This window comes from Arthrobacter crystallopoietes (assembly GCF_002849715.1).
Lineage (GTDB): Bacteria > Actinomycetota > Actinomycetes > Actinomycetales > Micrococcaceae > Crystallibacter > Crystallibacter crystallopoietes.
Genome location: NZ_CP018863.1, coordinates 332614 through 344549 on the forward strand (window position 1 = coordinate 332614; position 11936 = coordinate 344549).

The 11936-nt window shown below is 65.2% G+C and carries 11 protein-coding genes; all 11 read right to left on the reverse strand.

What is annotated here, in order from left to right; translation table 11 throughout:
• Positions 1-178: 178 nt before the first annotated feature.
• The 11 genes from fusA to pcaC all read right to left on the reverse strand — a co-directional run bounded on the left by fusA (position 179) and on the right by pcaC (position 11899).
• Positions 179-2293, reverse strand: coding sequence for an elongation factor G (gene fusA, locus AC20117_RS01585; RefSeq protein ID WP_074701281.1), 2115 nt, complete (start codon positions 2291-2293; stop codon positions 179-181).
• Positions 2294-2377: 84 nt separating this feature from the next.
• Positions 2378-2848: a 30S ribosomal protein S7 gene (rpsG, locus tag AC20117_RS01590; RefSeq protein ID WP_074701280.1), complete on the reverse strand. Its 471-nt coding sequence runs from the start codon at positions 2846-2848 to the stop codon at positions 2378-2380.
• 1 nt (position 2849) lies between these two features.
• Positions 2850-3224 (reverse strand): 30S ribosomal protein S12, encoded by a 375-nt coding sequence (gene rpsL / locus AC20117_RS01595; protein ID WP_074701279.1) that lies wholly within the window; start codon positions 3222-3224, stop codon positions 2850-2852.
• Between the two features lie 265 nt (positions 3225-3489).
• The gene (locus AC20117_RS23765) at positions 3490-4569 is read right to left on the reverse strand and encodes an SGNH hydrolase domain-containing protein (RefSeq protein ID WP_236777414.1); all 1080 of its coding nucleotides are present in this window, start codon (positions 4567-4569) and stop codon (positions 3490-3492) included.
• Positions 4521-5612 carry an acyltransferase family protein gene (locus tag AC20117_RS23770; RefSeq protein WP_236777415.1) on the reverse strand — a complete coding sequence of 364 codons (1092 nt, stop codon included), beginning with the start codon at positions 5610-5612 and terminating at the stop codon, positions 4521-4523. The genes AC20117_RS23765 and AC20117_RS23770 overlap by 49 nt, the downstream gene beginning before the upstream one ends.
• Before the next feature lie 55 nt (positions 5613-5667).
• The gene (locus AC20117_RS01605; RefSeq protein ID WP_083339783.1) at positions 5668-7779 is read right to left on the reverse strand and encodes an acyltransferase family protein; all 2112 of its coding nucleotides are present in this window, start codon (positions 7777-7779) and stop codon (positions 5668-5670) included.
• Positions 7780-7898: 119 nt separating this feature from the next.
• A complete protein-coding gene (locus tag AC20117_RS01610) occupies positions 7899-8687 on the reverse strand; it encodes an IclR family transcriptional regulator domain-containing protein (protein ID WP_074701278.1) in 789 nt (262 codons plus the stop codon).
• Between the two features lie 35 nt (positions 8688-8722).
• Positions 8723-9364 carry a 3-oxoacid CoA-transferase subunit B gene (locus AC20117_RS01615; RefSeq protein ID WP_074701277.1) on the reverse strand — a complete coding sequence of 214 codons (642 nt, stop codon included), beginning with the start codon at positions 9362-9364 and terminating at the stop codon, positions 8723-8725.
• Positions 9361-10059 (reverse strand): 3-oxoacid CoA-transferase subunit A, encoded by a 699-nt coding sequence (locus AC20117_RS01620; RefSeq protein WP_074701276.1) that lies wholly within the window; start codon positions 10057-10059, stop codon positions 9361-9363. The genes AC20117_RS01615 and AC20117_RS01620 overlap by 4 nt, the downstream gene beginning before the upstream one ends.
• Positions 10060-10080: 21 nt before the next feature.
• Positions 10081-11286: a thiolase family protein gene (locus AC20117_RS01625; protein WP_074701275.1), complete on the reverse strand. Its 1206-nt coding sequence runs from the start codon at positions 11284-11286 to the stop codon at positions 10081-10083.
• A 187-nt stretch (positions 11287-11473) separates the two neighbouring features.
• Entirely contained in the window at positions 11474-11899 is a 426-nt protein-coding gene (gene pcaC / locus AC20117_RS01630) for a 4-carboxymuconolactone decarboxylase (protein WP_074701274.1), read from the reverse strand.
• Positions 11900-11936 lie beyond the last annotated feature (37 nt).

Below are 11936 nucleotides of genomic sequence, written 5' to 3' on the forward strand. Positions count from 1 at the left end.
TTCGTTACCGAAACCTGAACAAGTCTACTTCGGGCTTTTGTATTTGGTGAAATTACAGATTTCTTCAGGTACCGGCAACTTGCCGTTACCCTCGGCCTGCGGTGCAGCGGGCCGCCCACCGGAGTGACCGGCCCACTGCGTTTGGTGTTGCCCCGGCGAACCGGGACACTACCGGAACTTACTCGCCGCGCGTCTTCTGGATGATCTCGTCGGCAACTGCCTTCGGGACCTCAGAGTAGCTCTCGAACTGCATCGAGTACACAGCACGGCCCTGCGTCTTGGAACGCAGGTCGCCGATGTAGCCGAACATCTCGGACAGCGGCACGTTGGCGCGGACAACCTTCACACCCGAGGCATCTTCCATGGACTGGATCATGCCACGGCGGGAATTCAGGTCACCGATGACGTCGCCCATGTATTCCTCAGGGGTACGTACTTCAACGGCCATCAGCGGTTCGAGCAGGACCGGGTTGGCGCGCTTGACGCCTTCCTTCAGTACCTGGGAACCGGCGATCTTGAACGCCATTTCCGAAGAGTCGACGTCGTGGTAGGCGCCGTCAAGCAGAGTGGCCTTCACGCCGACCAGCGGGTAGCCAGCCAGCACACCGAGCTGCAGGGCACTCTGGATACCTTGGTCCACCGAGGGAATGTACTCGCGGGGGATACGGCCACCAGTGACCTTGTTCTCGAATTCGTAGAAGACGCCTTCGGAAGTGTCCAGCGGCTCGAAGGCCACCTGGACCTTTGCGAACTGGCCGGATCCACCCGTCTGCTTCTTGTGGGTGTAGTCGACCTTGTCGACAGCCTTCTTGATCGTTTCCCGGTACGCCACCTGCGGCTTACCAACGTTGGCCTCGACCTTGAACTCGCGGCGCATGCGGTCCACCAGGATGTCCAGGTGGAGCTCGCCCATGCCGCCGATTTCGGTCTGGCCGGTGTCTTCGTTGAGGCTGACGGTGAACGTCGGGTCCTCAGCGGAGAGCTTCTGGATGGCTGTGGACAGCTTCTCCTGGTCGCCCTTGGTCTTCGGCTCGATGGCCACGAAGATCACCGGCTCCGGGAAGGACATCGATTCGAGGACGATCGGGGCATCGGGTGCACACAGGGTGTCGCCTGTGGTGGTGTCCTTGAGGCCGATGACGGCGTAGATGTGGCCGGCATGCAGCTCGTCGACCGGCATTTCCTTGTTGGCGTGCATCTGGAACAGCTTGCCCAGGCGCTCCTTCTTGCCCTTGGTGGAGTTCAGCAGCTGCTGACCCGCCACGGCCTTACCGGAGTAGACGCGGATGAAGTTCAGCTGACCGAAGAACGGGTGCGCGGCAATCTTGAACGCAAGCGCGGAGAACGGCTCGTCCTCGCTCGGCTTGCGCGTCAGTTCCTTTTCTTCGTTCTGCGGGTCGTGGCCGATCATCGACGCAACGTCCAGCGGGGAAGGCAGGTAATCGATGACGGCGTCCAGCATCGGCTGCACACCGCGGTTCTTGAACGCGGAGCCACAGAAGACCGGGTAGATCTCCGAGTTGACAACCATCTTGCGGATACCGGCCTTGAGCTCCTCGATGGAAGGCTCTTCGCCTTCGAGGAACTTGTTCATCAGCTCGTCGGAAGATTCTGCAACATCCTCGACCAGCTTGGCGCGGTATTCCTCGGCCTTGGCCTGCAGCTCCGCCGGAATCGGGCCGGTCTCGTAGGCAGCACCCATGGTGACGTCACCCTTGGCATCGCCGGGCCAGGTCAGTGCCTTCATGGTCAGCAGGTCCACAACACCGACGAACTCGCTCTCGGAGCCGATCGGCAGCTGCATGACCAGCGGCTTGGCACCCAGGCGGTTGATGATGGTGTCAACGGTGTAGTAGAAGTCCGCACCGAGCTTGTCCATCTTGTTGACGAAGCAGATACGCGGCACTTCGTACTTGTCGGCCTGGCGCCACACAGTCTCGGACTGCGGCTCGACGCCTTCCTTGCCGTCGAAGACTGCAACGGCACCGTCGAGGACCCGCAGGGAGCGCTCGACCTCAACCGTGAAGTCCACGTGGCCCGGGGTGTCGATGATGTTGATCTGGTTCTGGTCCCAGAAGCAGGTCACCGCGGCAGAGGTGATGGTGATGCCGCGTTCCTTTTCCTGCTCCATCCAGTCCGTCGTCGAAGCACCGTCGTGCGTTTCGCCGATCTTGTGGCTCACACCCGTGTAGAACAGGATGCGCTCCGTAGTGGTGGTCTTGCCGGCATCGATGTGGGCCATGATGCCGATATTGCGGACCTTATTAAGGTCGGTAAGCACGTCGAGTGCCACAGTTTCTCCCTTTTTAGGTGAGCCCCAACCAACGACGGCGGTGGGCAGCTGAGCCAGCCAGCCGCCGTCGTCGGTAGAGGTTTTTTACCAGCGGTAGTGGGCGAAGGCCTTGTTGGACTCGGCCATCTTGTGGGTGTCTTCGCGACGCTTCACAGCGGCACCGAGACCGTTCGAGGCGTCCAGAATCTCGTTCATGAGGCGCTCGGTCATGGTCTTCTCGCGGCGGGCCTTGGAGTAGCCAACCAGCCAGCGCAGGGCCAGAGCCGTGGCGCGGCCCGGCTTGACCTCAACGGGAACCTGGTACGTGGCGCCACCGACGCGGCGGGAGCGGACCTCGAGGGTAGGCCGGACGTTGTCCATGGCCTTCTTCAGAGCGGCAACGGGATCGCCACCGGTCTTGGTCTGGACACCTTCAAGGGCACCGTAAACGATGCGCTCCGCGGTGGACTTCTTGCCGTCGACCAGAACCTTGTTGATCAGCTGGGTGACCATGGGGGAACCGTGGACGGGATCTACAACTAGCGGCCGCTTGGGGGCCGGACCCTTGCGGGGCATATTACTTCTTCTCCATCTTCGCGCCGTAGCGGCTACGAGCCTGCTTGCGGTTCTTCACGCCCTGGGTATCGAGTGCACCACGGACGATCTTGTAACGGACACCCGGAAGGTCCTTAACACGGCCGCCGCGAACAAGCACGATGGAGTGTTCCTGCAGGTTGTGGCCTACACCGGGGATGTATGCGGTAACTTCGATGCCACCGTTGAGGCGGACACGGGCTACCTTACGAAGAGCGGAGTTCGGCTTCTTCGGGGTGGTGGTGTAAACGCGGGTGCAGACGCCGCGCTTCATGGGGCTGCCCTTAAGCGCGGGCGCCTTGGTCTTATTGACCTTGGGTGAGCGGCCCTTGCGGACCAGCTGGTTAATCGTAGGCACTTACGTGATCTCCGTTTATCTAGGCTTTGCCCCGCCACTTTTGCGAGGCCAGGCACTTTCCAGTCGTCTCCACGCCTACTGCGGATTGAAACGACCGTAGGCATGCAAAGGTGTGGCATTCACCGCGCAAGAACCCCGCGGACCGGAAACAGGCTCCATCCCAAATTCCCAACCTGCGGAAACTTCGGAACGGCCTTCATCCACTGCCACACAAAACAATCGGGTAATAGTCTATCAGAGATTAACGAAGCATCTGACAGCAGGCTCACTGCGCCTCTTCCATGGCCGCGAGCATCTCTTCCTCGAGCCGCGGCGCCAGCGTCTTCATGTAGGTCCTGGTGATGTGGTTCTTGTCCGCGTAGAGCAGCACGTTGCCGATCACGGCCGGGCAGGAATCCTCCCCGCAGAAGGCGTCCGAGAGGTCCAGCACCCGCGCCCGGGGCGCCAGTTCCGCGGCTTCGCGCGTGAGGTCCTGGCCGTCGAACCCTTCGCTGCGCGGCTGGTTGCACTCCTGCGGTTCCTCGTAGGATTGCGCGACACAGTCCGGGGCGATGGCCCCTTCGCGCGGCCGCGGCGTGTCCATCAGGGGAAAAACGTCGATTCCGGCGTCGGCCAGCGCGTTCCAGTTCTCGGCAAAGCCGGCAGCTCCCGGGCGGTGTCCGGTGCCGGAATCCACGAAGTTCACGTTGGCGTAGTAGGAAGTGACGACGGCGTCCACGTCTCCCCTGTCGATGATCCGGTCCAGGGTTTCGCGGTTCGGCTCGGTGCACTGCAGGTCGTCGTCCCGTTCGGCCACCCGCATTTCCGTGGTGAAGGGGCACGAGTTGTGCAGGTACGTCACCAGCCGCCAGTCCTGTTTTTCGGCAACCGGCTCCAGCGCGGCAAACCATTGCGCGGCGTGCGAGTCTCCCACCAGTGCCACGGTCTTCTCCGCATCCTCGTCCCCGAATTCGCATTCCTTCGTGTCCGGATCCGAAGCCAGCGAGGCACAGTCGCCGACGTCGAAATTATCTTCCTTCGCCAGACTGGGGTCCGGCACGATTACATCGGAATCAGCGGCGAACGCGCGGTCCGCGGCGGGTGACATTGCCTCTGCTCCGAAGTCCTCCGGAGGTGCGGCCAGCAGCGCCGATGTCTGGACTGCGCGTTCCGCCAGGATCCGCTCCTGCTGGTTGCCCGGAACGAAGGCCAGCGTGCCCACCAGCGCGGTGGCGGCGGCTCCGGCGGCCAGCGGGCGCCAGGCCTGGGAATTGAGCCAGCCGAACCGCCGCACCGGGGTTTCCACATAGTAGTAGCTCAGCGCGGCGAGGCCGAAGGACGCCGCCAGGAGCGCCAGGCTGGCCACTGGCCGGGCTCGCTGCCGGCCACCGTCTTGTAGAAGACGATCAGCGGCCAGTGCCACAGGTACAGGGAGTAGGAGATGTTGCCGGTCCACTGCACGGGTTTCAGGTCAACCAGCCGGTGCAGCGAAAGCTCTCCGCCGGTGCGGCCGGCGGCAATGATCGCCATGGTGCCCAGGACCGGGAGCAGTGCGGCGGTGCCGGGGAAGGGCGTCGAACCATCCAGCAGGAAAGCCGCGGCCAGGATCGCGGCCAGGCCTGCGGCCGCCAGGATGCTGCGCAGGTGGGGCAGGCGGTCCGTGTAGGTCAGGGTGAGTGCCAGCAGTCCGCCAAGCCCGAGTTCCCAGATCCGGGTTGGCGTAATGAAGTACGCAGCCGGGCTGCCGCTGGCGGTGTACCAGATACCGAAAACCAGCGAGGCCGCGGTGACCAGCGCGAAGAGCAGGCCCGCGCAGCGGGTGACCGAGTAACTTGCACGGCGCAGCTGCCCGCCGGCCTGCAGCCGCGCGTTGGACCTGCGGACCAGGTAGGCCGCCAGCAGGACCAGGAGCGGCCAGAACACATAGAACTGCTCCTCCACAGCAAGCGACCAGAAGTGCTGAAGGGCGGTGGCAGACTCCGTGGCGGCCAAGTAGTCCACCGAATTGGAGGCCAGCGCCCAGTTCTGCACGTAGAACGTGGAGGCCAGCGCCTGGATGCCGATCTGCGGCCACTGCGTCATCGGAGCGATCATCAGCGTGACCACCAGGACAACGACGACGGTGAGCAGCGCTGCGGGCAGGATGCGCCGGATGCGTGCGGCCCAGAAGTGGCGCAGCGATATGGTGCCGGTTTTGGCCACCTCGCGCAGCATGTGCCCGGTGATCAGGAAGCCGGAAATGACGAAGAAAACGTCGACGCCGACAAACCCGCCGGGCAGCCAGCCCGGCTGAAGGTGGTAGACCACCACCATCAGGACTGCCAACGCCCGCAAGGCCTGGATTTCGGGCAGGAACTTGCGTACTTTTCCTTCCGCCTGTTTGGTCTCCATGGCTGCTAAGTCAGTCATGCCCAGGTAAACAAACGGTGCATTCGACATGAACGCGGCATACTTCTGCTGCGTTTCACTCCGCCTTGGCGGCCTCGAGCTCCTCCCCCAGACGGTCGACCAGGGTCAGCATGTAGGTCCGGGTGACGTGGTTGAAGTCCCGGTAAAGCATGACATTCCCGATGACCATCGGGCAGGAATCCGCGCCGCAGAACTTGTCCGAGAGGTCGACTACCCGGGCCCGCGGTGCCAGAGCGGCTGACTCGCGGGTGATGTCTTGGCCGTCGAAGCCCTCGGACCGCGGCTGGCTGCAGCGCTCGGGCTCGCCGTAGTGCAGATCCACGCAGTCCCGTGGGTCCGCTCCCGGCCGCGGTGCAGGCGTGTCCACGATCGGATAGACATCGATGCCGGCATCGGCCAGCGTGTTCCAGTACTCGGCCATGCCTGCGACTCCCGGACGGTGGCCGGTGTCCGTGTCCTCGAAGACAGAGGAGGAGAAGTAGGACGTGATGACAGCATCCACATCGCCCCGGTCGACCAAACGCTCCAGTGTCTGCGCGTTGGGTTCGGTGCAGACGGATTTACCCTCGGCCTCGAGCACCCGCCGCTCCGGCGTGAACGGGCACGAGTTGTGGATGTAGGTGACGAGGTTCCAGCCACGCTCCTTGGCCAGGACGTCCAGTGCGGGCGCCCACTGCCCCGCATGGGAGTCTCCCACCAGCGCAACGGTTGGTCCGCCGTCGTTCTTGCGGTAGTCGTATTCGCACTCCGGCGTCTCGGCGTCGCGCTGCTGCGCCACGCAGTCGCCGAAGTCGAACTCGTCCTCCACCGCCTTGTTCGGATCCGGCACGATGGCTTCATTCGCGCCGGCGAAGCTCTTGTCGGCGCTGGCGTCCATCGCCTTCGCACCGAATTGCGACGGCGGGGCCTCCAGCAGCTGCTGCGTCTGCACCGCGCGCTCGGCCACCAGCTGCTCGCGCTGCTGCCCGGGGGCCAGCGCGAGCGTCCCGATCAGCCCCATGGCCACAATGCCGGCGCCGATGGGACGCCACGGATGCGCCGACAGCCAGCCGGCTTTGCGGACCGGGGTCTCGATGAAGTAGTAGCTCGCCGCCGCCGGTCCCAGCGAGGCCGCCAGCAGGAGCAGGCTCTCCCACGGGCTCGGGGGCCGGTCCGCGAGGGTGCGGTAGTACACCACCAGCGGCCAGTGCCAGAGGTAAAGGGAGTAGGACACGTTGCCCAGCCACTGCACGGGCTTGCGGTCGATGACGGCGTGCAGCGAAGCGGCGCCGGTGGTGCGGCCGGCGGCGATGACCGCCATGGTCCCGAGCACGGGCAGCAGCGCGGCCGCGCCGGGGAAGGGTGTGGCGCCACTGAAGGCCAGGGCTGCGGTGAGAATGGCGGCCGCCCCGGCCAGCGCCAGGACCTTGCGGATGCGCAGCCAGCGGTCTGTATAGGTCAACGTCGCCGCGAGCAGGCCGCCGAGGGCGAGTTCCCAGATCCGGGTGGGGGTGATGAAGTATGCGGCCGGATTGCCTGTGGCCGTGAACCAGATGCTGAAGACCAGCGACGCCGCCGCCACCACGGCGAAGACCGGCACCACGGCAGGCAGCTGTCGCCCGTGCTTACCCCGCCAGCGCCGGCCGAGCGCCACGGCGAGGAGCATCAGCAGCGGCCAGAACAGGTAGAACTGTTCCTCCACAGCCAGCGACCAGAAGTGCTGCAGCGGGGTGGCGCTGTTGCCGGCCGCCATGTAGTCGGTGGAGTCGGCGGCGAGCACCCAGTTCTGCGTGTAGAACGTGGAGGCCAGCGCCTGCGAACCGATCCTGCCCCACTGGGTCGCCGGGCTCAGCAGGAAAGTGGCAAGGCAGACCGCGGCGATGGTCACCAGGGCTGCGGGCAGGATGCGCCGGGCCCGCGCCGCCCAGAACGCGGACAATGAGAGTCTGCCCGTCCGCTTGACCTCGCGCAGCATGTGCCCGGTGATCAGGAACCCGGAGATGACGAAAAAGACATCCACGCCGACAAAGCCGCCGGGCAGCCACCCGGGCTGCAGGTGGTAGATCACCACGAGCAGCACGGCGAGGGCACGCAGCGCCTGGACTTCGGGCAGGAATTTGCGCCGCTGCGGCTTGGCAGCGGGCAGCTCTCCCCCGGCTTCGGCGGCTTGTCTGGTCAATTCAGGCATAGACAGCCAATATAACAAAAAGATAACAGGCTGCAGCCGGGAGCTGGCTGGATCGCCCGCGGAACGCCACCGGATTCCGCCGCCGGCAGAAAACCGCCGGGAAAAGTGGCGGCAGAAAGCTAGTGCTGGGCGCGCAGGGCGTCGGTGATCTTGGCGGAGACCGCCTGGAGTTTGGGCAGCGCCTCGAAAACAGCCTGGTCCAGGTCCGTGCCGTCGGCCAGCGAGGCCTGCATGGACATGTTCAGCGCGGCGACCACCGTGCCGTCCGGCTGGAGGATCGGGACGGCCACGGAACGCAGGCCGTTTTCGAGTTCCTGGTCCACCAGTGCCCAGCCCTGGCCGCGGACCTTGTCCAGTTCGGTGCGGAGCCGCCCGGGGTCGCTGATGGTCCGCGGAGTAAGTGGCTTCAGCTCCGCCCGGGCCAGGTACTCGTCCAGCTGGTCGGCCGGCAGCCCGGCGAGCAGCACCCGTCCCATCGACGTGGCGTAGGCCGGGAACCGTGTGCCTACGGTAATGCCGACCGTCATGATCCGCCGAGTATGGATGCGCGCGATGTAGACGATGTCGTCGCCGTCGAGAATCGAAGCCGAGGTGGATTCGTGCAGTTCCTCGGAGAGCTCTTCGAGCAGCGGCTGCACCAATTGGGGAAGGGACTGCCCGGCCAGGTAGGAGTATCCGAGCTGCAGCACCAGGGCTGTCAGTTCGAATACCCGCCCGTCCGTCCGCACGTACCCCAGGTCAACCAGGGTGTGCAGGAAACGGCGGGCGGTGGCGCGGGTCAGTCCCGTTCGTTTGGAGACCTCACTGAGGGTCATGCTGATGTGATCGGCGTCGAAGGCACGGATCACGGCAAGGCCGCGGGCGAGCGACTGGACGAACTGGTCGCCCGGCAGTTTGGTCTCGGTCATCATTCCCTACTGCGCAGCGCGCAGGTCAGTTGCGGTTATTCGGCGGGAAGCAGCTTCACTTCCATCTTGGCCTGCAGTTCCTCGATGGTGGTTCCGAAGGTTTCGCGCACGCGGACGCCGTCCTTCGTAATCAGGAATACAGCCTCATTAGTGTATATCCGGGTCACGCAGTTCACGCCCGTCACCGGGTAGGTGCATTCCGGCACCAGCTTGGACTGGCCGTCCTTGGTGAACAGGGACATCATTACGTAGACGTCCTTGGCGCCGGTGGCCAGGTCCATGGCGCCGCCCACGGCCGGGATGGCGTCCGGGGCGCCGGTGTGCCAGTTGGCCAGGTCGCCGGTGGCGGAGACCTGGAAGGCCCCGAGCACGCAGACGTCCAGGTGGCCGCCGCGCATGATGGCGAAGGAGTCAGCGTGGTGGAAGTAGGACGCCCCGGGCAGTTCCGTGACCGGAATCTTGCCGGCGTTGATCAGGTCTTCGTCGATCTCGTCGCCCTGGGCTACCGGGCCCATGCCCAGCATGCCGTTCTCGGTGTGCAGGGTGATGTCCTGCTCCGGGGTCAGGTAGTTCGAGACCAGCGTCGGCTGGCCGATGCCCAGGTTCACGAAGGATCCGGGCTTGATGTCCTTGGCTACAAGTTGGGCCAGCTCGTCGCGGCCGATTTTCTCGCTCACTTGCTTACCTTCTGTTCTGCCGCGGCGGTTGCGGGCGCCGCAATCTTGACGACGGTGTCCACGTAAATGCCCGGGGTGACGACCACCTCGGGATCCAGCTGCCCGGTTTCCACGATCTCGGAAACCTGCACGATGGACTTCTTGGCGGCTGCTGCCATGATCGGACCGAAGTTGCGGGCGGTCTTGCGGTACACCAGGTTGCCCGTCTTGTCCGACTTCAGGGCCTTGATCAGCGCGAAGTCGGCGTGGATCGGCGTCTCGTAGACGTAGCCCCGGCCGTCGATCTCGCGGGTTTCCTTGCCCTCGGCCAGCATGGTGCCGTAGCCCGTGGGCGTGAAGAAGCCGCCGATGCCGGCGCCGGCGGCGCGGATACGCTCGGCGAGGTTGCCCTGCGGCACGAGTTCCAGCTCGATCTCGCCGGCCCGGTAGGCGGCGTCGAAGTGCCAGGAGTCGGACTGCCGCGGGAAGGAGCAGATGATCTTCTTGACCCGGCGCTCCTTGATCAGCAGCGCCAGGCCGGCGTCGGCCTGGCCCGCGTTGTTGTTGACCACGGTCAGGTCCTTCGCGCCGCATTCGAGCAGCGCGTCGATCAGCTCCATGGGCTGGCCGGCGTTGCCGAAGCCGCCGATCAGCACGGTGGCGCCGTCATGAACGCCCGCCACCGCTTCTTGGGCTGTTTGTGCAATGTTGAGCATGCTCAAGCCTCTCTTGATTACTTACTTGGCGTTGACGTTTTCAAGCACGACGGCGAGGCCCTGGCCCACGCCGATGCAGATTGCGGCCACGCCCCAGCGCTGGCCGCTGGCCTGCAGGCGGCGGGCCAGGGTGCCGAGAATACGGATGCCGGAGGCGCCCAGCGGGTGGCCGATGGCCACGGCGCCGCCCCAGGCATTGACGATCGCCGGGTCGATGTCCCAGGCGTCGATGCACGCCAGCGACTGCGCGGCGAACGCCTCATTGAGTTCGACGGCGGCAACGTCGCTCCAGCTGATGCCTGCGCGCTTGAGGGCCTGGTTGGCGGCCTCGACCGGCGCGAACCCGAAGAACTGCGGTTCCAGGGCGGCGGCGCCGCGGCCGGCAATGCGGGCCAGCGGCTCCACGCCGAGCACCTCGGCGCCGGCCTCGCTGCCCAGCAGGGCCGCGGAGGCGCCGTCGTTAAGCGGTGACGCGTTGCCGGCGGTCACGGTGCCGCCCTCGGGGCCGTCGCCGACCGGGCGGAACACGGTCTTCAGGCCTGCGAGAACGTCCGGCGTGCTGGTGGGGCGGATGCTCTCGTCCCGCGTGAGGTCGGTGCCGGGGACGGGAACCACGAGGTTCCCGTACTTGCCTTCATTCCAGGCGGCGTCGGCCAGCTTGTGCGAGGCGGCGGCGAATTCGTCCTGGCGTTCGCGGCTGATGCCATGGCGTTCGCGCAGCTGCTCGGTGGCCTCGCCCAGCGAGACGGTCCACTCCTTGGGCATGTTCTTGTTCACCAGGCGCCAGCCGAGCGTGGTGGAAGCCAGCGTCATGTCGCCGGCCGGGTAGGGCTTGGCGGTCTTCGGCAGTACCCAGGGAGCGCGGCTCATGGACTCCACGCCGCCGATCAGCGTGACGTCGGCTTCACCGGCATTGATCTGGCGGGAGGCGATGATGGCTGCGTCCAAGCTGGAGCCGCAGAGCCGGTTCACCGTAGTGCCCGGAATGGAGGTGGGCAGGCCTGCCAGCAGGGTGGCCATGCGGGCCACGTTGCGGTTCTCCTCGCCGGCACCGTTGGCGTTACCGAAGATGACTTCGTCAATGCGCTCCGGATCCAGGCCCGGCGCCCTCGAGACGGAGGCCTTGACCACCTCGGCGGCCAGATCGTCAGGCCTGACGCCTGCCAATCCACCGCCGAATTTGCCGAAGGGGGTGCGGATAGCGTCATAGAGGTACGCCTGGTTCACTACGGGCTCCTTAGACCGCGGCCCTTCGCTCGGGGCGCGGATTCAGTCCCGGCCCCGGCCGCGCAGCCTTGCTCAGACTGTGCGGCCGGGCCGGGTGAAGTGCTGAAAAAGTTCTCGCCTCTGTCCGCCGGCTAACCCTGGAACGGATGTTCGCTGCACGAACAGATGTACGTGATATGAACTATAGCTACTTCGCGTGATCCTCGTCAAGGGTGGCGAACACGCCCTGGGCCACCTTGAAGGCGACATTCGCGGCGGGAACACTGCAGTAAATGGCGGACTGGAGGATGACCTCCTTGATCTCGTCCCGGGTCATGCCATTGGTCAGTGCGGCCCGCACATGCATGGCCAGCTCCTCCCAGTAGCCGTTGGCGATCATGGCGGTCAGCGTGATGGCGCTGCGGGTGGTCCGCGGCAGCCCTTCGCGCGTCCAGATGGTCCCCCAGGCGTACCGCGTGATCAGTTCCTGGAACTCCTGCGTGAACTCGTCGACCGAGCTGTTGGCCCGGTCCACGTGTGCATCGCCGAGCACTTCGCGGCGCACCTTCATGCCGCCGTCGTACACATCCTGCTGGGTCTGGGCCGGATCGAATGTCGGGGTTGTTTCGCTCACCGGTAGTACTCCTTGTTGGCTTGGTGGTGGTGGTTCT

Coding starts and splice junctions, on each gene's coding strand:
- rpsG (WP_074701280.1), bottom strand. CDS start 2,848: ATGCCCCGCAAGGGTCCGGCCCCCAAGCGGCCGCTAGTTGTAGATCCC.
- AC20117_RS23770 (WP_236777415.1), bottom strand. CDS start 5,612: ATGACTGACTTAGCAGCCATGGAGACCAAACAGGCGGAAGGAAAAGTA.
- AC20117_RS01605 (WP_083339783.1), bottom strand. CDS start 7,779: ATGCCTGAATTGACCAGACAAGCCGCCGAAGCCGGGGGAGAGCTGCCC.
- AC20117_RS01610 (WP_074701278.1), bottom strand. CDS start 8,687: ATGACCGAGACCAAACTGCCGGGCGACCAGTTCGTCCAGTCGCTCGCC.
- AC20117_RS01620 (WP_074701276.1), bottom strand. CDS start 10,059: ATGCTCAACATTGCACAAACAGCCCAAGAAGCGGTGGCGGGCGTTCAT.